Below are 26,497 nucleotides of genomic sequence, written 5' to 3' on the forward strand. Positions count from 1 at the left end.
AAAGGTTCGTTTCGCCTGGTGGTGTCCCTCGGACCCCCCATACTTTGGGTGGGGGGCCTAGGCCCCTTGGTGGTCGATTCCGCCGGAACCCTGACGGTGGGTGTCCGCTCGCTCTGGGCGGTCAGGCTTGATTGCCGCCGGGGCGCAGCCGGAGCCGGGGTTTGGCGGAGTCGAGCACCGGCCCAGTTATCGGTCGTGGGCGGGTCCGGCGGAACCTCGGAGCTGGTGGGTGTCTGCCGGCTCTGGTGTGCGGGTCGGGTCATGGTGACCGCCCACGGTAGCGGTCGTCGGCGGGGCCGGCCGGTGGTCGCGGCCACCCGTTACGGGCTCGTAAGAACTCGGTACGGCGTAAGAACTCCGTAACCGGGCGGAGCCGTCCCGATCCGCCCGCGCGCCCCTAGCGTCGGGCGGCATGGAACTCACGCTGGACGTGGTGCTGCCCTGCCTCGACGAGGCGGCGGCTCTGCCGGGGGTGCTGGCCGGGCTGCCGCCGGGCTGCCGGGCGATCGTGGTGGACAACGGCTCCACCGACGGCTCGCCGGAGGTCGCCGCCCGGTACGGCGCACGGGTGCTGCACGAACCGCGGCGCGGCTATGGCGCCGCCGTACACACGGGGCTGTTGGCGGCGTCGGCGGACGTGGTCTGCTTCCTCGACGCCGACGGATCGCTCGACCCGGGCGCCCTGCCGGCCCTCGCCGGCCCGGTGCTGACCGGCGAGGCCGATCTCGTGGTGGGCCGTCGGATCCCCGTCGCGGTCGGGGCCTGGCCCTGGCACGCCCGGTTGGGTAACGCGCTGATCGCGGCGCGGCTGCGCGGTCGGGGCGTACCGGTGCACGACATCGGGCCGGTCCGGGTGGCCCGCCGGACGGCGCTGTTGGAACTCGGGGTGACCGACCGCGCCTTCGGTTACCCGCTGGAACTGCTGCTGCGTGCCGGCCGCGCCGGCTGGCGGATCCGCGAGCTGGACGTGACGTACGCGCGACGGGCCGCCGGCACCAGGTCCAAGGTGTCCGGCTCGGTGCGGGGCACGCTGCGCGCGGCCCGGGACATGGCGGCGGTGCTGCGGTGACCGTCCTGCTGGTGGTCGCCAAGGCACCCGTGCCCGGCGAGGTGAAGACCCGGCTCTGCCCGCCGGCGAGCCCGGAACAGGCCGCCGAGGTCGCGGCGGCGGCTCTGCTGGACACCCTGGACATGGTCCGGGCCACCCCCGGAATCGTTCCCGTGCTGGCCTGGGCCGGAAATCTGGCCGCCGCCGCGCGGGCGGCCGAACTGCGCGCGACGCTGCGCGGCTGGCGGCTGATTCCACAGCGCGGGATCGGTCTGGCCGCCCGGCTGGCCAACGCGCACGCCGACGCCGCAGCCCTGGAGCCTGGCCGGCCGGTGCTGCAGATCGGCATGGACACCCCGCAGGTACGTCCCGGCCCGCTGGCCGCCGCCGCGCGACTGCTCGGCACGACGGACGCGGTGCTCGGGCCGGCGGCCGACGGCGGTTGGTGGGCGCTGGGCCTGGCCGACCCCAGGGACGCCGACGCGCTGCGGGCGGTGCCGATGTCCACGCCGGTGACCGGCCAGCTCACCCGGGCCGCCCTCGCCGCCCGCCGGCTGCGCATCGCTGACCTGCCGGAGCTGACCGACGTGGACACCTGGGCGGCGGCCCGGACCGTCGCCGCCACCGCGGCCCCCGGCCGGTTCGGTGCGGCGGTCGGCGCCGTGGCCGCCGCGCTGGCTGACACCGGAGCGCCGGCATGACCGTCACGACCGTCCCGGCCACCCTCGACCGGCCCGCCGCGTCGGTCGGAGACGGGTTCACGACCGCGCTCACCGTTCCCGACGACCGGACCCGGCACTGGCTGGTCCAGTCCGATGGCCGGTGGACGCCGCTGCCGGTACGCCGGTGGCACGGTCCCGCCGAGCCGGCCGTGCGGGAACTGGCGGCCCGGTGCGCCGGGCCAACGATGGACATCGGCTGCGGCCCGGGCCGGGCGACCCTCGCGGTCGCCGGCCGGGGCGTACCGGCGCTCGGGATCGACACCTCGGCGGACGCGGTCCGGCTCACCCGGCGGCGCGGTGCCACGGCGCTGCGCCGGAACGTCTTCGACCCGTTGCCCGGTGAGGGGCGCTGGGCGCACCTGCTGCTGCTCGACGGGAACATCGGGATCGGCGGGGACCCGGTGGCGCTGCTGCGCCGGTGCGCGGCGCTGCTGCGGCGGGGCGGCACGGCGCTGGTCGAGTGTGACCCGCCGGGCGTCGGCGGGTGGCGTGGGCTGGCGCACGTGGCCCACGCTGGACCGGCCGGTCCGCCCCGGCGTGGCCCGGAGTTCCGCTGGGCCCGGCTGGGGGTGGAGCACGCGCACCGGCACCTGCCGGACGGGCTGGCCGTACGCCAGGTGTCCCAGGCCGGCGACCGTTGGTTCGTCGAGCTGGTCCGGCGATGAGCCGGGTCGGCCGGCTGTGGACGCGTCCCCGCGTGCCGCGTCCGGAGGACTTCCATGGGCCGGCCCACGCCCCGGCGGTGGCAGCCCGGCTCGGCCGCTGGCTCGGCGTGGCCGTCGCGCTGTGCTTCGGCACCGGCCTGGCCAGCCACCTGGCCCAGCACCCACCGGCCTGGTTCGACTGGCCGACCCAGCCCGCGCAGCTCTACCGGCTGACCCAGGGAACGCACGTGCTGTCCGGGATCGCCGCGGTGCCCCTGCTGGTGGCCAAACTGTGGAGCGTCTATCCCCGGCTGTTCGCCCGCCCGTCGGTGCGGCTGTTCGCCCGGCCGTCGGTGCGGTCGGGCGGTCGGCTGCTCGCCGAGCTGGCCGAGCGGGTGAGCATCCTGGTCCTGCTCGCGGCGGTCTTCTTCGAGCTGGTCACCGGGTTGTTCAACGTCGCGCAGTCGTACCCGTGGCGGTTCTTCTTCCCGGCCGCGCACTACGCGGTCGGCTGGCTCGCGGTCGGGGCGCTCGTCGTACACGTCGGGGTGAAGCTGCCGGTCATCCGGGCCGCCCTGCGGGACCGGGCGGTGTCCCCGGCGGTGGACGCCGAGCGCCGGGCGCTGGTGCGGACCGCCGTCGGTGTCGCCGGCGTCGCGGTGCTGGCCAGCGCCGGGGTCACCGTGCCCGGACTGCGGCGGATCTCGCCACTGGCCTGGCGCGGGGCTGACCCGCCCCAGGGCGTACCGGTGAACCGGACGGCCGTCGCGGCCGGCGTGGTGGTGCCACCGGACTGGCGTCTGACCGTCGTGTTCCCCGGCGGGTCGCGGTCGTTCGGCCTGGCCGACCTGGCCGCGCTGCCGCAGCGGTCCGAGCGGTTGCCGATCGCCTGTGTCGAGGGCTGGAGCGCCACCGCGACCTGGACCGGAGTGCCGCTGCGGGTGCTGCTGGCGGCGGCCGGGGCGCCGATCGGTCGGCCGGTGCGGATCGGTTCCCTGGAGCCGGCGGGGCTGTACGCCAACAGCACCCTGCCGGGGCCACACGCGCGGGATCCCCGCACCCTGCTGGCGTTGCGGCTGGCCGGCGCGCAGCTGACCCCCGACCACGGGTACCCGTGTCGGCTCATCGCGCCGAGCCGTCCGGGTGTGTTGCAGACCAAGTGGGTCACCCGGCTGGAGGTGCTGTCGTGACGGACCCGGACGTGCCCGCGCGGTCCGTGGGTGCGGCGACGGGGACCTGGGAGCGGGTCGTCCGGGTGCTGCTGGTGCTGGTCGGGGCCGCCGTCGGCGGGTACGGCGGGTTGTTGCTGTGGCCGTTGCTCGGCGTGGCCGGCTGGTGGCTGCTGGCCGGCCCGGTGCTGCACGACGCGGTGGTGGCGCCGCTGGTCGGGCTGGTGGGGTTGGCGCTGGGCCGGCTGCTGTCCGCGACGGCCCGGCGGTGGGTCCGGTTCGGGCTGGCGGTGACCGGCACCCTGCTGCTGATCGCGGTTCCGCTGCTCTGGCGACCCGCCGCGGCGCCGCCGAACCCGGGCCTGCAGGACCGCGACTACCTGACCGGGCTCGCGGTGTGGTTGGCGGCACTCTGGGTCGGCGTGGCGCTCGCGCTGGTGCTGTCCCGCCGTGGCCCCCGGGCCGGCGCTGTCCCGCCGGCCCGTTCGGGGACGCCCGCCAACTCGTGATCGTGGACCGCGACGGGGGTGGGTCGAGGTACCGGGATCGGTAGGGTGGCTCGGGTGAGCGCGCTGCTCGAACGGCTCGTGTCGCTGCCCGGCGGCCTGGTGTACGCGGTGGTCACCGCGCTGGTCTTCGTCGAGGACGCGCTGTTTGTCGGGTTCGTGGTGCCGGGGGAGACGGCCGCCCTGCTCGGCGGGGTGGCGGCGGCGCTGGGACACGTCTCGCTGACCACGATCGTCGCCCTGGTGGTGTTCGCCGCGGTGGCCGGGGACTCCGTGGGTTACGAGGTGGGTCGTCATCTCGGGTCGCGGTTGACCCGGACCCGGCTGCTGCGCGGGCATGCCGACCGGCTGGACCGGGCCGGCCGACTCCTCGCCCAGCGGGGTGGTCGGGCGGTTTTCCTGGGCCGGTTCGTGGCGTTCTTCCGGGCCGTCATGCCGGCACTGGCCGGGGCCGCGCACATGCCGTACCGGCGGTTTCTGGTCTGGAACGCGGCCGGTGGCCTGGTCTGGGGCGCCGGCGTGGTGCTCGCCGGCTACCTGGCCGGGAACTCCTACCGGACCGTCGAACGCTACGTCGGCCGGGGCGCCGCCGTCGGGGTGGCCGTGATCGTTCTGGTGGGCCTGGTCGCCTGGCGGATCCGGTCGCGTCGGGTCCGACGCCGTGCCGAGCGGCCGGAGGGCCGAGCGCGATCGTAGGATCGGTGACCCGACCGGCCGGTGGGGTCGCCGCCGCCGAACCGTACGAGGGGGATCCATGTACGACCGGCGCCTCTTCCTGCACCTCGCCACCTGGCTCGGGCAGTGGCCGGCCGGGCCGGGGCGACACGTGGTGGGTTCGGTCCGCCGGTGCCAGCCCGGTTGGGACGGCCTGGTACACCCCGTGGTCGGGGTGGCCTCATCGACCGCCACGGTGCTCTCGGTGCCGCCCGATGTCGCCACCGAGGTCCGGGCGCTGCCGGCGAAACCGTTCGAGGACCTGCTGAGCGGGTTGCCGGCGCTGCTGGGCCGGCCTCGGGGTCGGATCTTCCGGGCGGTCTTCCGCAGCACCCTCAATCCCGCGCCGCTGCCGCCCGCCGGGGAGTGGTTGGGCGCCCACGATCCGGTCGTGCCGGACTGGTTGCGGCCGTTCGGCCGGGAGGTGCTGGTGGCGCTCGACGGCGAGGGCCGGTACCTGGCCGGCGTCGGCATCAAGCGGCACGACCGGTACGGGCGGGAACTGGCGGTCGGAACCGAGCCGGCGGCCCGGGGTCGGGGCCTGGCCCGCCGGCTGGTCGCCCAGGCGGCCCGGCGGGTCCTCGACGAGGGCGCGGTGCCGACCTACCTGCACGCGGTGGACAACGTGGCGTCGGCCCGGGTGGCGGGAGCGGCCGGGTTCCCGGACCGGGGATGGTCGGCGTACGGCCTGGTGGAGCCGCCGGAGCCGGGGATCAACGGTTCCGTGCGGCGGGTCGCGGACGATCGGGTGTGACGCCGGTTACAGCGGGGTAAGGTCACCGGCCATGTCGACAACCTCCGAGGGGATCCCGGCACCCCGACCCGGGGCCGGCGCATCCGACCCCGCCGCCGCCCCGGCGGAGCCCAGCGGCCGGCGGGACCGCACCCGGTACCTGTACCTGGCGGTGATCGTGGCCGTCCTGCTCGGGATCGCGGTCGGCTTCCTGTTCCCGGACTTCGGCAAGAGACTCGCCCCGTTGGGCACCGGGTTCGTGAACCTGATCAAGATGATGATCGTGCCGGTGATCTTCTGCACGATCGTGCTCGGGGTCGGCTCGGTACGGCGTGCCGCGCAGGTCGGCAAGGTGGGCGGGCTGGCGCTCGGCTACTTCCTGGTGATGTCGACGGTGGCCCTGGCGATCGGTCTGGTGGTCGGCAACCTGATCCATCCCGGTGCGGGGCTGCACCTCACCGAGGCGCTGGCCGGGGCCGGCCAGAAGGCCGCCGGCAGCGAGGCCAAGGGGACCGTCGAGTTCCTGCTCGGCATCATCCCGAACACCCTCTTCTCGGCGCTGACCGAGGGCGAGGTGCTCCAGGCGCTGCTGGTCGCCCTGCTGGTGGGCTTCGCCGTGCAGGGTCTCGGTGCGCACGGCGAGCCGGTGATCAGGGCGATCACCGCCGCGCAGCGGGTGGTGTTCAAGGTCCTCGCGATGATCATGTGGGTGGCCCCGATCGGCGCCTTCGGCGCGATGGCCGCCGTGGTCGGCGCCACCGGTCTGGACGCGCTGAAGAGCCTGCTCCAGGTCATGCTGGGCTTCTACACCACCTGCCTGATCTTCGTCTTCGTCGTCCTCGGCGCGTTGCTGTGGTTCGTCGCCCGGATCTCCATCTTCAAGCTGCTCCGCTATCTGGGCCGGGAGTTCCTGCTCATCCTCTCCACCTCCTCGTCCGAGTCGGCCCTGCCCCGGCTCATCGCCAAGATGCAGCACGCCGGGGTCGACCGCACCGTCGTCGGCATCACCGTGCCGACCGGGTACTCGTTCAACCTCGACGGCACGGCCATCTACCTGACCATGGCGTCGCTGTTCATCGCCGACGCGCTGGGCAAGCCGCTGTCGGGGGGCGAGCAGATATCGCTGCTGGTCTTCATGGTCGTCGCCGCCAAGGGCGCCGCCGGGGTGACCGGGGCGGGGCTCGCGACGCTCGCCGGTGGCCTGCAGAGCCACCGGCCGGACCTGGTGGACGGCGTGGGGCTGATCGTCGGCATCGACCGGTTCATGTCCGAGGCACGGGCGCTGACCAACTTCGCCGGCAACGCCGTGGCCACCGTGCTGATCGGTACCTGGACCGGCCAGCTCGACCGGGAACGGGCGACCGCCGCGCTGGACGGGCGGTACCCGTTCGACGAGAGCACGATGCTCGACGATGTCCGGACCGACGAACCCTCCGCCCCGGACGGACCGGTCGACGCCGACCGGGCCACCGACCCGGCGGACGCCGAGCGGGTGGATCACCGCCCCGGCGGACGCTGACGTCCGGCGGGGACGATCGGCGGGGACGATCGGCGGGGTAGGTCCCGCGGACCGTGGACCCGGCGGGCCCACGGTCCGCGTCCATCCCCAGGCCAGGTTGGGACAGGCCGCGCCGGGCCGACATGGCTGCCGGCCGGCTGGCATGGTACGAGAGGGTGGACGTACCCGGGGAGATCGCGGCGCCAACGGGGTGCCGCTCGGCGCACCGGTAACGCTACGTATCCGACCACCGCGTTTCAAGACGCCTCGCCCGAATTACCTCTTCGGTGAGGTAGATCGGTGCTTTCCGAGCTGGGGCGGCCCGTCGGCAGCCCGACAGCAGGTTACCCACGGTCATCGAAGTGCGGATCCCGTCGGGCGCCGCCGGGTTGTCAGCCGGCCAGGCCGAGGACCTCGGCCGCCGCCCGTCCGTTGGCGTGGCTGGCGCCGTACGTGGTGACGAACGCGCGTACCCCGGCCGGTCGCCAGGGCGAGGGCCAGCCCATCTCGACCACGGCCACCGGGTTGGTGGCGGCCAGCGCCTCGACCAGTCGTCGGGCACCGGCCAGCCGGTGCAGATGCCGGCCCACCAGCACGATCGGCCGTTCCCCGGCCAGCTCCCGCAGCGTGTCCGGCTCGGTCTCGGTGGCCACCACCCGGTGCGGGTCCCCGCCGGCGAGGTGCGGCCCGAGACCCCACGGCACCCGACCCTCGGCGACGGTGGAGGAGGAGAGGAGCTGCACCACGAGCGCCTTCTCCAGGCCCGTCACGTCGCCCTCCACCCGGACGGCCCGGCGGGCCGCCGCGTAGCCGAGCAGGCTGTCGACCGGTTCGCCCGGCGTGCCGGCCCGGGTCCAGGCGGCCAGCTCGGCGGCCCGGTCGGTCGCCTGGGCCAGCCGAGCCATGGTCAGCCGGCCGTCGCCGAGCGCCGCCACGATCTCCGCGGCCACCCGTTCGACCAGTTCGGCGTCCACGTCCGAACCGATGCACAGCAGATCGGCGCCGGCGGCCAGGGCGCGGACGGCGGCCGGACCGATCCCGCCGGCGGCGAGCGAGGCGCCCTTCATCTCCAGCGCGTCCGTGACGACGGCGCCGGTGAAGCCGTACCCGGTGCGCAGCAGGTCGTGCAGGACGGCCCGGCTGAAGGTCGCGGGCAGCTCGCCGGTCAGTGCCGGGACCCGGATGTGCGCGGTCATGATGGCCCGGGTGCCAGCCTCGACCACGGCGGCGAACGGCGGCAGGTCGCGTTCACGGAGCAGTTCGACGGGCACGTCCACGGTCGGCAACTCGTGGTGCGAGTCGGTCACCGTCGCGCCGTGCCCCGGGAAGTGCTTGGCGCAGGCGGCCACCCCGGTGGACTGCAACCCGGTGACGGCGGCGGCGGCGTGCGCGGCCACCCGGGTGGGATCGGCGCCGAAGGACCGGGTACCGATGATCGGGTTGTCGTCGGCGGTGTTGACGTCGACCGTCGGGGCGAGGTTGACGGAGATGCCGGTGGCGGCGAGTTCCGCGCCGATCGCCTGGTAGACCCGCCGGGTGAGGGCGACGTCGTCCACGGCGCCCAGCGCCGCGTTTCCCGGGTACGGGCTGCCCACGGCGTGCGCCAGTCGGGTGACGTCACCGCCCTCCTCGTCGATCGCGATGAGAACGTCGGAGCGGACGGCGCGCAACGCGGCGGTGCAGCCGGCCACCTGGGCCGGATCGACGATGTTGCGGCCGAACAGGGTGAACCCGGCCAGGCCCGCCTCGGTCAGGTCGAGCGCCCAGGGCGGTGGCACGCTGCCGGTGAAGGCGGCCAGCAGTGTTCGCAGCGCCATCCGGCGCAGTCCGGGATCGGTCCCCACGGTGTCTCCCTCCGACACCTTCCCGGTCGCGAATGTCGCACCGGAAAGGCCCGTTCGCTCCAGCAGGCCGTGCCGGGTGGTCCGAGCGCCGGACGGCGCTGCCACCATTACGCTACGGCTACCCGCACGCCTGATTATGAGTTAGTAAAGTTTCCTGACAATAGAGGACGTGGCATGACCACCCCCCGCCTTCCCGGCACCCCCCGTCTGCTGCGTGCCCTCAACGACCGGGCCGCGTTGGAGCTGCTGCTCGACCGCGGGCCGCTGACCCGGGCCCGGCTCGGCGAGCTGACCGGGCTGTCCAAGGTGACCGCCTCGCAGCTGGTGGAGCGACTGGAGGAGCGCGGCCTGGTGACCCGGGTCGGCGAACAGGCCGGTGGTCGCGGTCCGAACGCGCAGCTCTACGCCGTACGGGCGAGCAGCGCGCACGTGGTGGGCGTGGATGTCGGCCCGGACCGGGTGGTGGCGGCCTGCGCCGACATCACCGGCGAGGTCGTCGGCCGGGTGGAACAGTCCACCCGGGACACGGACGACCCGGTGGGCGTGGTCCACAACGCGGTGGTGCGGGCGGCCGGCAGTGCCCAGGCGCAACTGGCCAGCGTCCGCCGGGTGGTGCTCGGCACGCCGGGTCTGGTGGACCCGGCGACCGGCGACATCACGTTCGCGTTCAACCTGCCGCGCTGGCATCGCGGCCTGCTGGCGGCGCTGCGCGAGGACCTGAACACGCCGGTGGTCTTCGAGAACGACGTGAACCTGGCCGCAGTGGCCGAGGCGAAGTCCGGGGCCGCCCGGGGGGTCGACGACTTCGTGCTGCTCTGGGCCGGGGTGGGGGTGGGGCTGGCGATCGTGTTGGGTGGTCGGCTGCACCACGGCAGCACCGGCGCGGCCGGCGAGATCGGCTACCTGCCGGTGCCCGGCGTTCCGGTGCGCTCGGACGGCGGGCGGCGAGCCAAGCCCCCCTTCGGGCAGCTCGCGGGCGCCGAGGCGCTGCGCGGGGTGGCCCGGGAGCAGGGTTTCCGGGCGAGCACCGCTGCCGGGGCGATCCGGGCGGCCGTGGCGGCCGGCGCGGCGGGTGGTCCGGTGCTCGACGAGGTGGCCCGCCGACTGGCCCTCGGGGTGGCCAGCACCTGCGTGGTGCTCGACCCGCCGCTGGTGGTGCTGGCCGGCGAGGTCGGCCAGGCCGGCGCGGGGGCGCTGGCCGAGCGGATCCGGCAGGAGGTCGCCGAGATCACCCCGGTGTCCCCACGGGTGGTGGTGACCGAGGTGCCCGACGAGCCGGTGCTGCGCGGCGCGCTGGCCACGGCGTTGGACGCGGTCCGGGACGAGGTCTTCGGCTCGACCCTGAGCTGACCGGTCCGACACGGCTGACCGGTCCGACACGGCTGACCGGTCCGACGCGGCTGACCGGTCCGACGCGCGACGCACCAAGGAAGCCTTCATCAACAGGGACGGCTCCGCAACCGGGCGCCGGAAGCCCGCACCGGCGGCGGCACCGGCGCCGCTGGGGGGCGGTGCGACGCCCGTGGTTGGATGGTCGGGTGCCTAGTGACCTGCTGCCCGGCGCCACCCCGCCGCCCATCTCGCCCGCGCACGACGACCTGGTGATCGACCTCGCCGGGGTCGGCGTGGTCCGGTCCGGCAACGACCTGCTGCGCGACGTGACCTGGCGGGTCGAGTTGGATGAGCGCTGGGTCGTGCTCGGCCCGAACGGTGCCGGCAAGACCACGCTGCTCGGGTTGGCCGCCGGACGGCTGCACCCGACCTCCGGCACCGCCCACGTGCTCGGCGAACGGATCGGCCGGACGGACCTCGCGGAACTGCGTACCCGGATCGGCCTGTCCACGGCGACGCTCGCGGAGCGCATCCCCGGCCAGGAGCGGGTCCGGGACGTGGTGGTGACCGCCGCCTGGTCCGTGGTCGGCCGCTGGCGGGAGAGCTATCAGCCGATGGACGAGGCGCGGGCGGAGGCCCTGCTCGACCAGCTCGGCGTGGGTGCGCTCGCGGAGCGGGCGTACGGCACGTTGTCCGAGGGCGAGCGCAAGCGGGTGCAGGTCGCCCGGGCCCTGATGACCGACCCCGAGCTGCTGCTGCTCGACGAGCCGGCGGCCGGCCTGGACCTGGGTGGGCGCGAGGACCTGGTGGGCCGGCTGGCGGACCTGGCCCGCGACCCGGACGCGCCGGCGGTGGTGCTGGTCACCCACCACGTCGAGGAGATCCCGCCGGCCTTCACCCACGCGCTGCTGCTGCGGGACGGCCACGTCGTCGCCCAGGGGCTGCTCGGTGCGACGCTCACCAGCGAGAACCTGACGGCGACCTTCGGCATGCCGCTCATGGTGCAGCGCTCCGGCGACCGGTTCACCGCCCGCGCCGCTTGAAAGGAAGGGCACCTTGTTATCGCTCTCGGTATAGCAAGGGCCCCCGCTTAACCAGGAGGTGTCGGTGGATCGGCCGCGGGTCGTGGTGCTCGGCAGCGCCAACATGGATCTGGTGGCGACCGCCCCGACCCTGCCACAGCCCGGGGAGACGGTCCTCGGCACCGACTTCGTGATGCTGCCCGGCGGTAAGGGCGCGAACCAGGCCATCGCGGCGGCCCGGGCCGGCGCCGCCGCCGTACTCCTCGGCGCGGTCGGGTCGGACTCGTTCGGTGTGACGCTCAGCGCCCGGTTGACGGCGTCCGGAGTGGACACGTCGCGGTTGCGGGTCGTCTACGGCGCGTCGGGGGTGGCACTGGTGACGGTCAACGCCGCAGGCGAGAACACCATAGTCGTGACGCCGGGGGCGAACGCCGCGTTCACCGCGCTGAACCCCGACGAACTCGCCATGATCGGCGCGGCGGACATCCTGGTCGCGCAGCTGGAGATTCCGGCCGAGACGGTGCTCCGGGCCGCCGCCGTGGCGCGCGAGGCCGGGGTGCGGGTGGTACTCAACGCCGCGCCCGCCCAACCGCTGTCGCCCGAGTTGACCGAGCTGGTGGACGTACTGGTCGTCAACGAGGTCGAGGCGCGGGTGATCACCGGGCACGGCCGGGAGGACCCGTCCGGGTTGCTGTCCGTCGTACCCAGGGCGTTGTTGACCGCCGGATCGGCGGGCGCGTGGTACGTGGCCCGCGACGAGCCGGTCCGGCACATTCCCCCGGTACGGATGCGCTCGGTCGACTCGACGGGCGCCGGTGACGCGTTCACCGGCGCCTTCGCCGTGGCCTGGGCCGAGGGGCGGGAGCTGATCGAGGCGGCGCACTGGGCCGCCGCCGCGGGCGCGGCCTGTGCCCGCCGGCTCGGCGCCTCGGTCGCGATGCCGGAGCGGGCCGACATCGACACGCTGTACCAACCGCCGGCCTGACCCCGCGGCGGACGGGTGGCCGGCCGCTTACGGGCGGACGGCGGCTTACGGCGGGCGGGCGGCGGCTCACGGCGGGCAGGCGGGCGGCGGCTTACGGCGGGCGCACGGCTTCGCGGGGGCGGCTGGGCGGCGCCGGCCGGACTCGCGTCAGTCGGTGCGCTCGCCGGTGAGCCGCTCCTCGCCGCGCCGGCGGAGCATCCGCAGCCCCGGGATACCGGCCACCGCGAGCTTCAGATCACGGGTCACCTCCAGCAGATCGTGGATGTCCGGTCCGACCCGGTCCAGGGTGGCCAGAATCGGGAGTACGTCGGCGGTGATGTGCCGGGTCAGTTTCGGCAGCTCGTCGACCAGCCGGATGGCGGCGGTCACCTCCTCGGCGGAGAGCTGCTCGACGAACCGGCCCGCCATCGGGGCACCCTTGCGCAGGGTGTGTTCGTACGCGGCGAGCAGTTCCCCGGAGATGGCGGCGATGGCCTCGGCGCGTTCGACCGTTCCACCGGCCCGGTCGGCGACCCGTCCCGCCTCACCCACCAGCGAGCCGGCTGCCGCCGACACCCGTTCGGCCTCGCCCACCACGGCGGCGGCCGCCACGGTGACCTGTTCGGCCTCCCCGACCAGGGTGGCCGCGCCGGTGGTGACCCGTCCGGCAGTGTCCACCAGCCCCGCCGCCGTGGTGGTGACCTGTTCGGCGTCGGCCACCAGGGTCGCCGCCCTGGTGGTGACCGCCTCGGTGTCGGCCACCAGGGTCGCCGCCGAGGCGGTCAGCTCGGCCACCCGGTCGACGGCGGCGGTGGCGGCGGTGCTGATCTCGTCGATGTCGGCGACCGCGACCTCGGCCCGGTCGAGGATCCGCTCGGTACGGTCCAGCACCAGCTCAGCCCGGTCGACGACGGTGTTGATCCGCCGTACCAGGGCCTCGATGTCGTCGAGGATTCCGAAGGCCCGGGCCGGCAGGCCGGCGGCCTGGTTGACGGCCGAGCGGGTCAGCCCGATCAGTGCCGTGGGGCCGGGGAGGGGGAGCGCCATGCCGCCATTGTGCGTCGCCGGCTCCACCCCCGCTGAACTCGATCATGTGCACCGAGGTGTACACCAGCGACGTCATCCGGCCCCGCTGAGGTACCTGACGTAACCCGACGAGGCTGGGCGGGTGCCGGGTGAGGACTGGCAGCCGGCGGGCGCCGGGTGGGGGCCGGGATTGGGCGGATGCTGGCGCGGGGTGCCGGCGGGGTGCCGAAAGGGGCAGCGGGGCAGGATCCACCCGCCGTGCGTCCCCCGTTGTCAACGGGGTGGGCCGAAGCCGCCCGCCGCCGTCCGGCCCGGCGGATGCTGAGGGGGATGGCCAGGAAAACGGAACCGGACGACGACCGGCATCCCGAGCAGCCGAGCGACGCCGCCGCGGGCGGGACGGAGCCGGGGACGCATGGCGGGGGCGGGACCGGGTCGAAGCCGGCCGGCGCGGGCGGGACGGGGCCGGGGACGCCTGGCGGGACCGGGCCGCGAACGGGCGCTGCCCGGGCCGCCGCGCGGGCCGACGACGACCTCACGGCGCTGGCCGCCGAGGACACCGCCGCGCTGGCCGGCACGGGTACGGACCATGCGGAGCCGTTGGCGGCGGCCGAGGACGCGGCGGCCCGAGCCAGCACCGACCACGCGCCCCTGGGTCGGCCCGGCCGCCCGCTCGACCGGCGGTCGCCGTACCTGATCGGGGTCTTCGGCGCGGCGGGCGTGGCCACCACGTACGGCCTGATCCAGCTGCTGGCGGCGGGCCGCGAGATTCTGGTGCTGATCGGTCTCGCGCTGTTCCTGGCGATCGGCCTGGACCCGCCGGTGCGGATGTTGGCCCGGCGGATGCCGCGCGGTCTCGCCGTGGCGGTCGTCGCGGCCGGCATGCTGGCGGTGGGCGCCGGATTCCTCGCGGCGGCGATTCCGCCGCTGGTCGCGCAGACCAGTCAGTTCGTCCGGCAGCTTCCGCACTATCTGCGCGCGGCGCAGGACCGGCACTCGTTGGTGGGCCGGCTCAACGCCCGGTTCCACGTCCAGGAACAGTTGCAGCAGCTGGTGGGTGGGGGCGGCGGTGACGCGGCGACCCGGTTGCTGGGCGCGGGCAAGATGGTGCTCGGCGCCACGGCCGCGGCGCTCACCGTGCTGGTGCTGACGATCTATTTCCTGGTCGACCTGCCGCGGATCCGGCGGCTGATCTACCGGATGTTTCCGCACAGCCGACGGCCCCGGGCCATCCTGATCGGCGACGAGCTGTTCACCAAGATCGGTGGGTTCGTGCTGGGCAACCTGATCACGTCCCTGATCGCCGGTCTCGGTACGTTCGCCTGGCTGCTGGCCTTCGACGTGCCGTACCCGCTGCTGCTCGCGTTCACCGTGGCCCTGCTCGACCTCATCCCGGTGGTGGGCTCCACCGTCGGCGGGTTCATCGTGTCGCTGGTGGCGCTGACCGTCTCGTTCCCGGTGGCACTCGCCACCGGGGCCTTCTACGCGGGCTTCCGGCTGGCCGAGGACTACCTCATCGTGCCCAAGATCGTCGGGCGGGTGGTGGAGGTGCCGGCGACCGTGACCCTGGTGGCGGTGCTGCTCGGTGCGGCCGTACTGGGCATCGTGGGCGCGCTGGTGGCCATCCCGATCGCCGCCGCGATCCGGATCGTCCTGCAGGAGACGGTCTTCCACCGGCTCGACAGTTCCTGACCAACGGCGGCGGGCGCCGGTGGCGGCACCGGTGGTCGGGTCCGGCACCGGTCGGCGGTGGCTCCGGCGGGTCGGTCGCGGCTCCAGCGGCCGGACGGCGGTCGCTCAGCGCGGGTCGACCCGGTGCTCCACCGCGCGCTGCACGGCCCGGTAGATCTGACCGAACCGTTGGGCGTCGCTGGTACGTAGCATCATGATCTCCTTGCCCCGGGTCTGCACCCAGAGTTCGTTCACCCCGCCACCGCGACTGTAGGAGCGGTCCAACCAACCCAGCGGGAACTCCAGGAACGGGGTCATCGCCAGCGTGGCGGCGGTGCCGATGGCCAGGATGGCGATCACCAGGCCCCACTGGTGCCGGTCCTGGGCCGCGTAGAGCAGCGACACCACGCAGAACAGCGCCACCAGCGGCGGGATGGACAGCAGGAGAACCAGTACGCCCCGGGCGACCAGCCGGGACCGGACCCGCGCGGTCGCCCGGCCACGGGCGTGCCAGACGTACGTCACGTCCTCGATCCGGACCCCGGCACCGCTGCTCCAGATCAGCTCGGAGGTGACCTGCACGGAGTCGTCCCGGTAGTAGAGCGTCACCTCTCCAGCCAAGCGCGGGCTGTCAACACCGTCCCTACGCTACGTGTCCGGACGATCGCGGTCAATGACGAAGATCAATGGGGCGGGATCGCGGACTTTCGATCGCGCGCCGGAGCGCCCGGTGGATCTGGCCGAAGCGCAGCGCGTCCCGGGTGGTCAGTACCGGCACCGTCCGGCCGTGGAGCGACACCCACAGCCACAACTGGACCGCCCCCCGCGCGTACGAGCGGTCCATCCGCTCCAGCAGCAGGTCGGCCACCGGTCCGGCGGCCAGGCCCAGCAGGCAGGCGCCACCCACCAGCGCCACGGTCACCGTGACCGGGGCGTCGAGGCGTACCGCCGCCCAGAGCCCGAGCGCGGCGGCGACGAACGGACCGAGCAGCGCCAGGCCGAGGGTGGCCCGACCGGCCAGCGCACCCCAGGACCGGCCGCTGCGTTCCACCCAGACCCGGCCGATCCCGTCCACCGGGTAGGCGCGCGGACCGACCCGGATCACCGTCGAGGTGACCAGCACGGTTCCGTCGTCGTAGTAGGTGATCATCGCTCCGTCCCGGGCCGACACCCGCCGAATACCCAACCGACCTGGCCGTAATGTGGGCACGCGACAGCCAGTTGGCCGCGGGCGGGCCGCCGGCGGCGCGGAGGAAGGTGAGGTCAGCGTGGACGACTTCGTCCGGGTGGAGATCAGGGACGGCATCGGGACGATCCGGCTGGAGCGCCCGCCGATGAACGCCCTGAACACCCAGGTGCAGGAGGAGTTGCGGGCGGCGGCGACGGCGGTCACCGGCGATCCGGGCGTCCGCGCGGTCATCGTGTACGGCGGGGAGAAGGTCTTCGCGGCCGGCGCGGACATCAAGGAGATGGCCGACATGTCGTACGTCGACATGGCGGAGCGGGCCGCGGACCTGTCCAGCGCGCTCGGCGCGATCGCCCGGATCCCCAAGCCGGTGGTCGCGGCCATCACCGGGTACGCCCTCGGCGGCGGCTGCGAACTGGCCCTGGCGTGCGACTGGCGGGTGGTGGCCGAGGACGCCAAGCTCGGCCAGCCGGAGATCAGGCTGGGCATCATCCCCGGTGCCGGCGGCACGCAGCGGCTCGCCCGGCTGGTGGGCCCGGCCCGGGCCAAGGATCTGATCATGACGGGTCGGATGGTGGACGCGGCCGAGGCGCTGCGGATCGGCCTGGCCGACCGGGTGGTGCCGGCAGCGCAGGTGTACGACGCCGCCGTGGAACTGGTCCGGCCCTTCCTCACCGGGCCGGCGCAGGCGTTGCGGGCGGCCAAGCAGGCCGTCGACGGCGGGCTGGAGATGGACCTGGCCTCCGGGCTGGCCTGGGAGAGCCAGCTCTTCGCGGCGCTGTTCGCCACCGACGACCGCCGGGAGGGCATGGCGGCCTTCGTCGAGAAGCGCAAGCCCGACTTCACCGGCCGCTGAGCTGAAAGGAAGGGCCCCTTGTTATCGCTTTCGGTATAGGAAGGGGCCCTTCTTAACGCCGTGCCTGACGCGACGCCGTGCCTGACCCGCCTCCTGGCGTCTGTCCGGACGCCGCGCAGGACGCCGCGCGGGGTCGTATCCCCGTGAACGTGACCGGCCGGTAACCTGCATCCCATCGAGCCGATGATGGGAGCGGGTATGGCTGACCAGATCGAGGGGCACGGTGGCGAACTCGCCCTCGCCGCCCTGCGCGCGTCCGGGGTGACCGAGATGTTCACCCTGTCGGGCGGGCACGTCTTCCCGCTGTACGACGCGGCGCACAAGACCGGCTTCCCGATCTACGACGTCCGGCACGAGCAGTCGGCGGTGTTCGCCGCCGAGGCGGTCGCCAAGCTCCAGCGGCGGCCGGGGCTGGCCGTGCTCACCGCCGGTCCCGGAGTGACCAACGGGATCTCCGGCCTGACCAGCGCCTTCTTCAATGCTTCCCCGGTGGTGGTGCTGGCGGGCCGGGCGCCGGCGTTCCGCTGGGGGGCCGGCAGCCTCCAGGAGATCGACCACCTGCCGCTGGTACGTCCGGTCACCAAGCACGCGGCCACGATCGGCTCGGCCGACGACATCGCCACCGAGGTGGCCGCCGCGCTGACCGCGGCGCTCACCCCGCACCGTGGCCCGGTCTTCCTGGACCTGCCGCTCGAGGTGGTCTTCTCGGCCGGCGAGGCGGCCCGGCCGGAACCGGTCACGGTCGACCCGGTCGAGCCGGACCCGGATGAGGTCGGCCGGGCCGCCCGGTTGCTCGCCGGCGCCGAACGGCCAGTGATCATCGCGGGTTCCGACGTCTACGCCGGAAACGCCGTGGCAGCGCTGCGGGAGGCCGCCGAGGCTCTGCGGATCCCGGTCTTCACCAACGGCATGGGTCGGGGAGCGCTGCCACCGGAGCACCCGCTCGCCTTCGCGAAGGCCCGCCGGACGGCGCTCGGCGGAGCTGACGTGGTGGCGGTGTTCGGCACCCCGCTGGACTTCCGGCTGGGCTTCGGGGACTTCGGCGACGCCCAGGTGATCCACGTGGTGGACGCACCGTCCCAGCGTGCGACGCACGTGACGCCGGCCGTCGCCCCCGCCGGTGACCTGCGGCTGGTCCTGTCCGCGCTGGCCGACCACGCCGGTGACCGGGCCGATCACGAGCCGTGGATCACCCACCTGCGCGCGGCCGAGGACGCGGCCCGGGACCGGTACGCCACGGAGATGGCCGCCGACACCGACCCGATCAAGCCAGCCCGGGTGTACGGCGAGTTGCGCCGGATCCTCGCCCCGGACGCCATCACGATCGGCGACGGCGGGGACTTCGTCTCGTACGCCGGCCGCTACCTGGAGCCGGCCCAGCCCGGCACCTGGCTCGACCCCGGCCCGTACGGGTGTCTCGGCACCGGGCTGGGTTACGCGATGGGCGCCCGGGTCAGCCACCCCGACCGGCAGATCTGCGTGTTGATGGGTGACGGCGCCGCCGGTTTCTCGCTGATGGACGTCGAGTCCCTGGTCCGGCAGAAGCTGCCGGTGGTGATCGTGGTCGGCAACAACGGCATCTGGGGGCTGGAGAAGCACCCGATGCGGGCCATGTACGGCTACGACGTGGCGGCCGACCTGCAACCGGGACTGCGCTACGACGAGGTGGTACGGGCGCTCGGCGGGGCCGGCGAGACGGTGACGAAGGCCGCCGATCTGGGGTCGGCGCTGCACCGGGCCTTCGACGCCGGCGTGCCGTACCTGGTCAACGTGCTCACCGATCCGTCCGACGCGTACCCGCGGTCCTCGAACCTGGCCTGACCTTCACCGGGCGTGACGCTTCGGCCGAAGATCGGCCGGGACGGTGCCGCGGACCGTGCGGGGTCCGCGGCACCGGTTGGTCGAGGGGTCACCGCTGGCCGAGGGTTGGTCAGGGGCCACCGCTGGCCGAGGTCGATCTGGAGGTCTCCGCCCGGCCGGGGTCGGTCAGCGGGTCACGGCTGGCCGACGTCCCACAGCCAGACGCCGCCGACCTTCTGGCCGGGCTGGCCGAGCAGCGCGTCGACGGTGGTCCGCAGCGCGTCGGCGCTGCGGCGGTTCGCCACCATCACGAGCAGCCCGACGTGCCGGTTGCGCAGGTCGATCCGGGCCTGCTCGCGGTCCTGCTCGGTGACCTGGGCCGGCTGGCCGGTGCTGAAGACGGTGTTGAGCAGGGTGTCCGTCGCGTTGGCGTCGGTGTGGAACTGGGCCCAGCCGTCCCCGCGTACCGGGTCGGGGCCGAGGATGTAGCTGTGGCTGACCTTGAAGCCCAGTTCGGTGTTGGCGGCCCAGGCCATCGCGCGGACCACGTCGGGCTTCTGCGGCGGAACGGGCATCAGCGCCTCGTCCTCGGTGAGGTAGTTCCGCCACCGGCCGTCGGCCAGGGACACCGGCAGTTGGACCGCTCGGGTGGCCGGCAGCGGCCGGGGGATCAGTGGCAGCATGGTGCCGACGAGCAGCACCCCGAGCGCGATCCGTACCGGCCGGCGGAGGTCACCCCGGAGCAGTTCGGTGAGCGCCATCGTGACGAGCACGCCGAACGCAGCGGCCACCATGATGCCCAGCCGGCTGGTCACCACGGATTCGAACAGCGGGGCCTCCACCAGCGGCGCCCACGGCCCGGGAATCCCGGTGTACCGGCCGTCGACGAGGATGTCGTACCCCCAGGACAGCGGGATCAGCACCACCGCGAGCACGGCCGCGATCCGGACCACCAGGTGGCGCCGCAGCCAGACGACGATGGCCAGCATGGCGACCAGCAGCGGCCAGCCGAAGAACGTGTTGAGTTCGGTCTCGTTGCGGGCCAGCCGGAGCTTGGCCTCGGGGTCGCCGCCGAGGCTGAACGGCGAGTAGTTGACGAACGAGAGCAGATCGGCGCCGTAGTTCTTGATCCCCGGTACGTGGCGGTAGTTCCCCGGCCCGAAGAACTGGGTGTAGAGCGGGTACGCCAGCAGCACGAGGGCGACCACCCCGGCCGTCACCGCGCCGGTGAGGAACGGGCGCCACCGCCGGGCCACCTCCCGGGGCCGCTGCACCGCCCAGGCGACCAGCACGATCACACAGACCAGCGCGGTGACGAACAGCGTCTCCTCGCCGAGGAAGACCTGGTACGCGATGAGCAGCCCGATGATCGCTCCGTCCCGGACCGGCCGGGCGCTGGTGCCGAGACGCAGCACGCCGGCCAGGATGAGCGGCACCAGGAACTGCAGGGCGATGTGCGGGTGGCCACCGGCCTGCGAGATCATCCCGGGGCAGAAGGCGCACAGTGCGGCGCCCACGAAGGCGGCCAGCCGGGAGTCGGTCAGGTACCGGGAGAGCACGAAGTACCAGGCGGTGGCGGTCCCGGCCAGGGCGATCACGATCACCACGAGGAACGACACCGCGGGACCCCAGATCATCGTGATCGGGGAGAGCGGGATGCCCAGGCCGAGGATGGACGTGTTCGCCATCACATTGATGCCGTCCGGCTGGTTCATCCGGTCGCTGAGCAGCGGATTCTCCAGATGCGAGACGGCCCGCGCCGAGTGCGCCAACATCCAGTGGAACAGCGTGGCGTCGGTGGCGTTGGCCCCGGACGCCCGCCCGGTCGGGTCCCGCCACAACCGGCCGGTCAGCAGCATCGCCGTGGCCAGGTAGGCGGCCACGGCCGCGAGGTCCGGCAGCCAGCGGCGGCGCGACCGGTTGCCGGTGGTGGTCTCCCGGTCGCTCGCGGTCTCCGGGTCGGCCGTGCTCCGCGGGCCGGTCGTGGTCTCCCGGTCGGTCGTGATCTCCCGGTCCGCCGTGGTCTCCCGGCCGGCCGGGGCGTCGGCCGAGCCGCGCTCCGGGGCGCTGGCGGGATTATCGGGATCGGCCACCGGTGATGTCGCGGTGGTGGACTCCGATGCCGTCATCGTGTGCTCCTTAGCGGGGACCCGGGCGGTGGACCAGCGGCCCATCATAGGCGACCCGGCGACGGCGCCGACGCCGTCCAGGACCGGCGTCACCGGTGCGGGACCGGCGGTCCCCGGCCCACCCAGGCCGGCATCCGGCCCCCCGGACGGACAACCGGCCCACCCGGGCCATCCAGGCGAAATCCGCGCCGTGTCAGCCAGCGATCAGCCGCGGGTCAGCGGACCGGACGGGATGTCAGCGAAATGTCACCCCCGACCGGCAAGGTGACGGCATGACACAGGGGGACGGGAGAACATCATGAGCCAGGCCATCACCGCAGAGGGGTTGATCAAGCGGTTCGGGGCGACCACCGCGCTGGACGGGGTGGACCTGAGCGTCCGGGACGGGACGGTCTTCGGCCTGCTCGGACCGAACGGCGCCGGAAAGACCACCGCGGTCCGGGTGCTCGCCACGCTGCTGCGTCCGGACGGCGGGCGGGCCACGGTCGGGGGGTACGACGTGGTCCGCCAGAGCCACCAGGTCCGCCAGCTGATCGGGCTCACCGGGCAGTACGCCTCGGTCGACGAGACGCTCACCGGCGCCGAGAACCTGCTGCTGATCGGCCGGCTGCTCGGCCAGTCCCGGGCGGACGCCAAGGCGCGCGCCCGGGAGCTGCTGGCCGACTTCTCGCTGTCGGACGCGGCCGACCGGGCGGCCAAGACGTACTCGGGCGGCATGCGGCGCCGGCTGGACCTGGCGGCCAGCCTGGTCGGCCGACCCCGGCTGCTGTTCCTCGACGAGCCGACCACCGGGCTCGACCCGCGCAGCCGGAACGAGCTGTACGACGCCGTCCGGCGGCTGGTGGGTGAGGGGATGACCGTGCTGCTCACCACGCAGTATCTCGACGAGGCCGACCAGCTCGCCGACGAGATCGCGGTGGTCGACCACGGCCGGGTGATCGCGCAGGGCACCCCCGAGGACCTGAAGATGAAGACCGGCGGGCAGATCCTGGCGGTCCGCCCGGTGGACCCGGCCGACCTGCCGGTACTGGTGGCGGTGCTGGCCGAGGTGTCGGGCAGCCAGCCGACCGTGCGGCAGAGCACGGCCAGCGTGCCGGTGAACCACGACGCCGTGCTGTCCCGGGTGGTCGACCGGCTCGACGGCGCGGAGATCCGGGTCGCCGAGCTGGCGCTGCGGGGCTCGACCCTGGACGAGGTGTTCCTGACCCTCACCGGGCACGAGGCCGAGGACACCGATGATGATCCGCCCGGGACCGACCCGGTCGCACCCAGTGGCCGCCAGAACCGGCGGCCGGAGAGGACCCCGGCATGACCGCCGCCACCATCGCCACCCGACCGGCCGCCGAGATCGGGAACCGGGTCGGCCCGATCACCGGCCTGGGTCACACGCTCACGCTGGCCTGGCGCAGCCTCGTGCAGATCCGGCACAACCCGATGGAACTGCTCGACCTGAGCGTCCAGCCGATCATGTTCGTCCTGCTCTTCACGTACGTCTTCGGCACGGCGATCGCCGGCTCGTCGAGCGACTACCTGACCTTCATGCTGCCCGGGATCATGGTGCAGAACGCCCTGTTCGCGACCATGACCACCGGGTTCGGCCTGAACACCGACCTGACCAAGGGGGTCTTCGACCGGCTGCGCTCGCTGCCGATCGCCCGGTGGTCACCGCTGGCCGGGCGGATCCTCGCGGACACCGTCAAGCAGGCGTGGTCGATCGCCCTGCTGCTCGGCATGGGGATGATCCTCGGGTTCCGGGTCGGCACCGGTCCGCTCGGCGTGCTGGGGGCGTTCGCCCTGATGCTGGGGTTCTCGCTGGCCGCGTCCTGGATCTCGGTGCTGGTCGGCCTGCTGGTCAGCGAACCGGACAAGGTGCAGATCTTCGGGTTCACGGTGATCTTCCCGCTGACCTTCACCAGCAACGTGTTCGTGCCGACGGAGAAGATGCCCGGCTGGTTGCAGTCCTGGGTCGAGGTCAACCCGGTGACCGTCGTCGCCAACGCGGTGCGCGGGCTGATGATGGGCGGTCCGGTGGCCGGCCCGGTCGCGAAGTCCCTGCTCTGGGCGCTCGCGATCGCCGTGATCTTCGTGCCGCTGTCGCTGCGGGCCCTCAGCCGTCGAGTGTGAGCCGGACCAGTTCGGCGGCCTGATCCGCCGTGGTGGGCAGCCCACGCGCGTACGCCGTGGCGAAGCCGTCCGGGCCGAGTTCGGCCCGGACGGCCTCCTCGATCCGTGACCGGTCCAGCAGCGACCGGTCCGGTGCGCCGCGCACCCCCGCCGCCGCCCCGAGCAGCGTCGCCGCCCGCTCGGGGCGCCCGGACCGCGCCGCCAGGTCCGCGTAGCCGACCAGCACCGTGCCGATCACGGGGGCGTCGTGCGACTCGCTGGCGAGCCGCAGCGCCCAGGCGTGGGCCTCGCGGGCCCGGTCGAGGTGGCCCTCGGCCGCCGCCACCACGCCGAGCGACGAGGAGAGCATCGCCCGCCACTGCGGCGCCACGTGCTCGGCGTCGAGCAACCGGTCCGCCTGCTCCAGTCGGACCCGCGCCCCGGCCCAGTCGCCGCTGGCGCGCAGGATCTCGCCGTAGGCGTAGGCGACCGCCGCCCGGCACTCGTCGGAGCCCAGTCGCTCCGCCTCGCGTTCGGCGTGCGCCAGCAACTCCCAGGCGCCGGACCGGTCGCCCAGGTGCCACAGCTCGTGGGCCAGCCGTGCCTCCAACTCGGGAACGTCCTCGGCCATCCGCAGTGCCTGGATCTTGTCCAGCGCCTGCCGCTGGTACTCCGCCGCGCGGGCGTGTTCACCCCGCCGGGAGATCAGGTCCGCCAGCGCGATGAGGCTGTACGCGCTTCCCCACTGCTCGCCCAGGGCCGCGTAACCGGCCACCGCCGCCCGCAGGTCCGCCTCGGCGCTCTCGTCGGGCCGGCCGATGTTCTGTTCCGACAGGGCGTGGAACATCCGGGCGGTGGCGGCCACCCAGCTGTCCGGGTCGGCGAACAGTCCCGCCATCCCGGCGAGGGCGGACTCGGCGAACTGCGCGTCGAAAATCGTCGCCATCGGCCCGATCAACCGCAGCAGCGGATCGACCGCCTGGTGCGGCTGGGCCAGCACCGCCGCCCGGGCGAGCCAGGCCCGGCCCTCGGTCACGTCGCCCTGGCCACCGGCGACGACCAGCATGGCGGCGACGGTGTACGCGCGGGCGAAAACCGCCGCCGGCGACTGGGCCTGCGCGGCCGGGTCGGTGAGCACCTGGCGCGCGTACTCGGCGCCCTCGGCCCGGTGCCCGCGTAGCCACCAGTGCCAGCCGAGCGCCGCCACGAACCGGACCGCGGACGCCAGGTCGGCATCCGCGATCACCCATCGCAGCGCCGCGATGGAGTTGTCGTGTTCGGCCGACAACCGGGTCAGCCAGACCAGCTGGTCGGGCCCGCGCAGGTGCGCGTCGGCGGCCTCGGCGAGGGTCAGGAACTCGGCCGCGTGCGTCCGGCGTACCCGATCCCCCTCGCCGGCCTCGACCAGCCGGCGCAGGCCGTACTCCCGGATGGTCTCCAGCAGCCGGTAACGCGGCGCCGGCCCACCGACCAGGACCACCAGCGACTTGTCCACCAGGGCGGTGAGCAGGTCGAAGACGTCATCGGCCGGCGGTCCCGGATCGGCCGTTCCCGGTCGGGCGCCGCACACCCGCTCGATGATCTCGGCGGTGGCGCCCCCGGCGAACACCGACAGCCGGCGCAGCAACGCCCGCTCGGGCTCGTCCAGCAGGTCCCAGCTCCAGTCGACCACCGCGCGCAGCGTCTGGTGCCGGGGTAGCGCGGTCCGGCTTCCGCCGGTCAGCAGCCGGAACCGGTCGTCCAGCCGCGCCGCCACCTGCGCCGGGGTCATCGACCGCAGGCGGGCCGCGGCCAGTTCGATGGCCAGTGGCATGCCGTCCAGGGCGCGGCAGATCCGCACCACGTCGGCGACCGTCGCCGGGGTGACCGCGAAGTCCGGCCGCACCGCCGCCGCCCGGTCGGCGAACAGCCGGACTGCGGGATACCGCTCGGCGTCCTCGGCACCGACGCCCGCGGGAGGCAGGGCGAGCGAGTCGACCGGACACAGCGCCTCGCCGGTGATGCCGAGCGGTTCCCGGCTGGTGGCCAGTACGCGCAGGGCGGGACAGGTGGCCAGCAGCCGGTCGGTGAGCCGGGCCACCGCGTCGAGGAGGTGTTCGCAGTTGTCCAGCACCAGCACCATCCGGCGGGAGCCGATCGCCGCGGCCAGCCGGACCACCGGTTCGAGGGGATCGGTCGGGGTGATCCGGGTCCGGCCGCCGGCCAGCACGGCCTGTTCGCGCAGGCCGAGCGTGGACAGGACGGTGTGCGGCACCTCGGCCGGATCGGTGAGCGGGGCCAGTTCGATCAACCACACCCCGGCCGGCGCGTCGGCGAGCAGGGTCCGGGCCGACTCGACGGCCAGCCGGGTCTTCCCGGCCCCGCCGGGCCCGGTCAGCGTGGCCAGTCGGGAGGTACGCAGCAGGCTGGCAACCTGACCGCAGTCGCGTTCCCGGCCAACGAAGCTGGTGAGCGGAGCCGGCAGGTTCGATGCCGCGGTGGTGGCCGGAACCGAGGACGCGGTGCCCGCGTCGAGCAGCGATGGCATGCCGTCGGCGTCGAACGGCGACGACATGTTGCCGGTGACGCTCCACGCACCCGATCCGGTGACGCCCGATCCGGTGACGCCCGATCCGGCGACGACGGCCGGTGCGGCGGCGGGGCTGGCCGGCGCCGCGTGGCTGGTCGCCGTCGCGCTGGCCGGGCCGGCCGGCCCGCCGGGGCTGGCCGGTGCGGCAGGGCTGGCCGGTGCGGCGGCGGGGCTGGCCGGTGCCGGTCTGCCGGGTGCCGCGACCGGGGCGGGTCCGGCCGTTGCCGCGCGCAGCAGGTCGAGGTGCAGCGCCGCGATCTCGGGTGCCGGGTCGACCCCCAGCCGGTCGGCGAGGGTGGTCCGGAGCCGTTCGTACGCCGCCAGCGCCTCGGCGGTCCGGCCGGCCCTCCCCAGCGCCCGGATGAGCTGGCCGGCCGGTCGTTCCCGCAGCGGATGGGCGGCCACCAGGGCGCGTAGCTCCGGTACCAGCTCGGGCGCTTCGCCAAGGGCCAGCCGGGCGTCCGCCCGGTCCTCGACGGCGGTCAGCCGCAGTTCCTCCATCCGGGCGACCGGGGCGGCGGCGACGCCGGCATCGTCCAGGTCGGCCAGCGCCGGCCCACGCCACAGGTCGAGCGCCTCGGTCAACAGGGCGTCGGCCCGCGCGGGGTCGGCCGCCAGCAGGGACCGGCCGGCGGCGGCCAGCCGCTCGAAGCGCGTCACGTCGACCGCCTCGACCGGTACGACCAGCCGGTAACCGGTCGGGTGCGACTCGATCGCCACCTCCGGCAGGGCCCGCCGTAGCCGCGAGACGAGCGCCTGGAGGGCGTTCGGGGTGCCGGCCGGCGGCTCGTCGGGCCACAGACCGGCCACCAGCCGACCGCTGTCGACCACCCGACCCGGGTCGAGGGCGAGCAGGATCAGCAGTCGCCGCAGCCGGGTTCCGGCGAGGCGGACGGGCGTGCCGGCGTCACTGACAACGGTCAGCGGGCCCAGCATCGCGATCTGCACGGTGTCGATTCTG

At 74.2% G+C, this 26,497-nt stretch carries 22 protein-coding genes; 16 read left to right on the forward strand and 6 right to left on the reverse strand.

Translation table 11 applies throughout. The annotated features are described in order from the left end of the window. Nucleotides 1–412: 412 nt before the first annotated feature. Genes ACXN5W_RS22855 through ACXN5W_RS22890 form a run of 8 tightly spaced genes read left to right on the forward strand, consistent with a single transcriptional unit; the run spans nucleotide 413 to nucleotide 7,055 of the window. On the forward strand, nucleotides 413–1,069 hold the full coding sequence (locus ACXN5W_RS22855; protein WP_473160398.1) for a glycosyltransferase family 2 protein: 657 nt from the start codon (nucleotides 413–415) through the stop codon (nucleotides 1,067–1,069). Further along, the gene (locus ACXN5W_RS22860) at nucleotides 1,066–1,749 is read left to right on the forward strand and encodes a TIGR04282 family arsenosugar biosynthesis glycosyltransferase (RefSeq protein WP_473160399.1); all 684 of its coding nucleotides are present in this window, start codon (nucleotides 1,066–1,068) and stop codon (nucleotides 1,747–1,749) included. The genes ACXN5W_RS22855 and ACXN5W_RS22860 overlap by 4 nt, the downstream gene beginning before the upstream one ends. Next, nucleotides 1,746–2,435, forward strand: a complete 690-nt coding sequence (locus tag ACXN5W_RS22865) for a class I SAM-dependent methyltransferase (protein ID WP_473160400.1) — start codon at nucleotides 1,746–1,748, stop codon at nucleotides 2,433–2,435. Before ACXN5W_RS22860 ends, ACXN5W_RS22865 begins: the two co-directional genes overlap by 4 nt. 32 nt (nucleotides 2,436–2,467) lie before the next feature. Beyond that, the gene (locus ACXN5W_RS22870; RefSeq protein ID WP_473160401.1) at nucleotides 2,468–3,604 is read left to right on the forward strand and encodes a molybdopterin-dependent oxidoreductase; all 1,137 of its coding nucleotides are present in this window, start codon (nucleotides 2,468–2,470) and stop codon (nucleotides 3,602–3,604) included. Continuing rightward, a complete protein-coding gene (locus tag ACXN5W_RS22875) occupies nucleotides 3,601–4,092 on the forward strand; it encodes a hypothetical protein (protein WP_473160402.1) in 492 nt (163 codons plus the stop codon). Before ACXN5W_RS22870 ends, ACXN5W_RS22875 begins: the two co-directional genes overlap by 4 nt. A 54-nt stretch (nucleotides 4,093–4,146) precedes the next feature. Further along, complete coding sequence (locus ACXN5W_RS22880; RefSeq protein WP_473160403.1) at nucleotides 4,147–4,785, forward strand: DedA family protein; 639 nt, start codon at nucleotides 4,147–4,149, stop codon at nucleotides 4,783–4,785. A 58-nt stretch (nucleotides 4,786–4,843) separates the two neighbouring features. Beyond that, a complete protein-coding gene (locus ACXN5W_RS22885; protein ID WP_473160404.1) occupies nucleotides 4,844–5,557 on the forward strand; it encodes a GNAT family N-acetyltransferase in 714 nt (237 codons plus the stop codon). Nucleotides 5,558–5,588: 31 nt separating this feature from the next. Then, nucleotides 5,589–7,055 carry a cation:dicarboxylate symporter family transporter gene (locus ACXN5W_RS22890; RefSeq protein ID WP_473160405.1) on the forward strand — a complete coding sequence of 489 codons (1,467 nt, stop codon included), beginning with the start codon at nucleotides 5,589–5,591 and terminating at the stop codon, nucleotides 7,053–7,055. Between the two features lie 371 nt (nucleotides 7,056–7,426). On the opposite strand, the gene ACXN5W_RS22895 is transcribed toward ACXN5W_RS22890, so the two are convergent. Beyond that, nucleotides 7,427–8,878, reverse strand: a complete 1,452-nt coding sequence (locus ACXN5W_RS22895) for a glycoside hydrolase family 3 protein (RefSeq protein WP_473160406.1) — start codon at nucleotides 8,876–8,878, stop codon at nucleotides 7,427–7,429. Nucleotides 8,879–9,052: 174 nt separating this feature from the next. Here ACXN5W_RS22895 and ACXN5W_RS22900 point away from each other — a divergent pair, with 174 nt between their 5' ends. The 3 genes from ACXN5W_RS22900 (at nucleotide 9,053) to ACXN5W_RS22910 (ending at nucleotide 12,217) form a co-directional block, all read left to right on the forward strand. Continuing rightward, a complete protein-coding gene (locus ACXN5W_RS22900) occupies nucleotides 9,053–10,228 on the forward strand; it encodes an ROK family transcriptional regulator (protein WP_473160407.1) in 1,176 nt (391 codons plus the stop codon). A gap of 188 nt (nucleotides 10,229–10,416) precedes the next feature. Then, a complete protein-coding gene (locus ACXN5W_RS22905) occupies nucleotides 10,417–11,253 on the forward strand; it encodes an ABC transporter ATP-binding protein (protein WP_473160408.1) in 837 nt (278 codons plus the stop codon). A 64-nt stretch (nucleotides 11,254–11,317) separates the two neighbouring features. Further along, nucleotides 11,318–12,217, forward strand: a complete 900-nt coding sequence (locus ACXN5W_RS22910) for a ribokinase (RefSeq protein WP_473160409.1) — start codon at nucleotides 11,318–11,320, stop codon at nucleotides 12,215–12,217. A 147-nt stretch (nucleotides 12,218–12,364) separates the two neighbouring features. Here ACXN5W_RS22910 and ACXN5W_RS22915 read toward each other — a convergent pair whose 3' ends face one another. Then, on the reverse strand, nucleotides 12,365–13,243 hold the full coding sequence (locus ACXN5W_RS22915; RefSeq protein WP_473160410.1) for a hypothetical protein: 879 nt from the start codon (nucleotides 13,241–13,243) through the stop codon (nucleotides 12,365–12,367). 309 nt (nucleotides 13,244–13,552) lie between these two features. On the opposite strand from ACXN5W_RS22915, the gene ACXN5W_RS22920 reads away from it, so the two are divergent. Continuing rightward, on the forward strand, nucleotides 13,553–14,914 hold the full coding sequence (locus ACXN5W_RS22920; RefSeq protein ID WP_473160411.1) for an AI-2E family transporter: 1,362 nt from the start codon (nucleotides 13,553–13,555) through the stop codon (nucleotides 14,912–14,914). Nucleotides 14,915–15,019: 105 nt separating this feature from the next. Here the strand turns inward: ACXN5W_RS22920 and ACXN5W_RS22925 are convergent, their stop codons facing one another. Then, nucleotides 15,020–15,502: a DUF6232 family protein gene (locus tag ACXN5W_RS22925; RefSeq protein WP_473160412.1), complete on the reverse strand. Its 483-nt coding sequence runs from the start codon at nucleotides 15,500–15,502 to the stop codon at nucleotides 15,020–15,022. 61 nt (nucleotides 15,503–15,563) lie between these two features. After that, entirely contained in the window at nucleotides 15,564–16,043 is a 480-nt protein-coding gene (locus tag ACXN5W_RS22930; protein WP_473160413.1) for a DUF6232 family protein, read from the reverse strand. Between the two features lie 118 nt (nucleotides 16,044–16,161). Here ACXN5W_RS22930 and ACXN5W_RS22935 point away from each other — a divergent pair, with 118 nt between their 5' ends. Both ACXN5W_RS22935 and ACXN5W_RS22940 read left to right on the forward strand, forming a co-directional pair. After that, nucleotides 16,162–16,935, forward strand: a complete 774-nt coding sequence (locus ACXN5W_RS22935) for an enoyl-CoA hydratase-related protein (RefSeq protein WP_473160414.1) — start codon at nucleotides 16,162–16,164, stop codon at nucleotides 16,933–16,935. A gap of 198 nt (nucleotides 16,936–17,133) precedes the next feature. Further along, nucleotides 17,134–18,756, forward strand: a complete 1,623-nt coding sequence (locus tag ACXN5W_RS22940; RefSeq protein WP_473160415.1) for an acetolactate synthase — start codon at nucleotides 17,134–17,136, stop codon at nucleotides 18,754–18,756. Between the two features lie 173 nt (nucleotides 18,757–18,929). Here ACXN5W_RS22940 and ACXN5W_RS22945 read toward each other — a convergent pair whose 3' ends face one another. Next, nucleotides 18,930–20,864: a DUF6311 domain-containing protein gene (locus tag ACXN5W_RS22945; RefSeq protein WP_473160416.1), complete on the reverse strand. Its 1,935-nt coding sequence runs from the start codon at nucleotides 20,862–20,864 to the stop codon at nucleotides 18,930–18,932. A gap of 298 nt (nucleotides 20,865–21,162) precedes the next feature. Here ACXN5W_RS22945 and ACXN5W_RS22950 point away from each other — a divergent pair, with 298 nt between their 5' ends. Beyond that, a complete protein-coding gene (locus tag ACXN5W_RS22950) occupies nucleotides 21,163–22,176 on the forward strand; it encodes an ATP-binding cassette domain-containing protein (RefSeq protein WP_473160417.1) in 1,014 nt (337 codons plus the stop codon). After that, nucleotides 22,173–22,988, forward strand: coding sequence for an ABC transporter permease (locus ACXN5W_RS22955; protein WP_473160418.1), 816 nt, complete (start codon nucleotides 22,173–22,175; stop codon nucleotides 22,986–22,988). The genes ACXN5W_RS22950 and ACXN5W_RS22955 overlap by 4 nt, the downstream gene beginning before the upstream one ends. On the opposite strand, the gene ACXN5W_RS22960 is transcribed toward ACXN5W_RS22955, so the two are convergent. Then, the gene (locus tag ACXN5W_RS22960) at nucleotides 22,972–26,484 is read right to left on the reverse strand and encodes an AfsR/SARP family transcriptional regulator (protein WP_473160419.1); all 3,513 of its coding nucleotides are present in this window, start codon (nucleotides 26,482–26,484) and stop codon (nucleotides 22,972–22,974) included. The genes ACXN5W_RS22955 and ACXN5W_RS22960 overlap by 17 nt on opposite strands. Between the last annotated feature and the right edge of the window lie 13 nt (nucleotides 26,485–26,497).

The sequence above is a fragment of the Plantactinospora sp. A48 genome, from assembly GCF_055793945.1.

Coding starts and splice junctions, on each gene's coding strand:
- ACXN5W_RS22855 (WP_473160398.1), top strand. CDS start 413: ATGGAACTCACGCTGGACGTGGTGCTGCCCTGCCTCGACGAGGCGGCG.
- ACXN5W_RS22865 (WP_473160400.1), top strand. CDS start 1,746: ATGACCGTCACGACCGTCCCGGCCACCCTCGACCGGCCCGCCGCGTCG.
- ACXN5W_RS22885 (WP_473160404.1), top strand. CDS start 4,844: ATGTACGACCGGCGCCTCTTCCTGCACCTCGCCACCTGGCTCGGGCAG.
- ACXN5W_RS22890 (WP_473160405.1), top strand. CDS start 5,589: ATGTCGACAACCTCCGAGGGGATCCCGGCACCCCGACCCGGGGCCGGC.
- ACXN5W_RS22900 (WP_473160407.1), top strand. CDS start 9,053: ATGACCACCCCCCGCCTTCCCGGCACCCCCCGTCTGCTGCGTGCCCTC.
- ACXN5W_RS22915 (WP_473160410.1), bottom strand. CDS start 13,243: ATGGCGCTCCCCCTCCCCGGCCCCACGGCACTGATCGGGCTGACCCGC.
- ACXN5W_RS22920 (WP_473160411.1), top strand. CDS start 13,553: ATGGCCAGGAAAACGGAACCGGACGACGACCGGCATCCCGAGCAGCCG.
- ACXN5W_RS22930 (WP_473160413.1), bottom strand. CDS start 16,043: ATGATCACCTACTACGACGACGGAACCGTGCTGGTCACCTCGACGGTG.
- ACXN5W_RS22940 (WP_473160415.1), top strand. CDS start 17,134: ATGGCTGACCAGATCGAGGGGCACGGTGGCGAACTCGCCCTCGCCGCC.
- ACXN5W_RS22945 (WP_473160416.1), bottom strand. CDS start 20,864: ATGACGGCATCGGAGTCCACCACCGCGACATCACCGGTGGCCGATCCC.
- ACXN5W_RS22950 (WP_473160417.1), top strand. CDS start 21,163: ATGAGCCAGGCCATCACCGCAGAGGGGTTGATCAAGCGGTTCGGGGCG.
- ACXN5W_RS22955 (WP_473160418.1), top strand. CDS start 22,173: ATGACCGCCGCCACCATCGCCACCCGACCGGCCGCCGAGATCGGGAAC.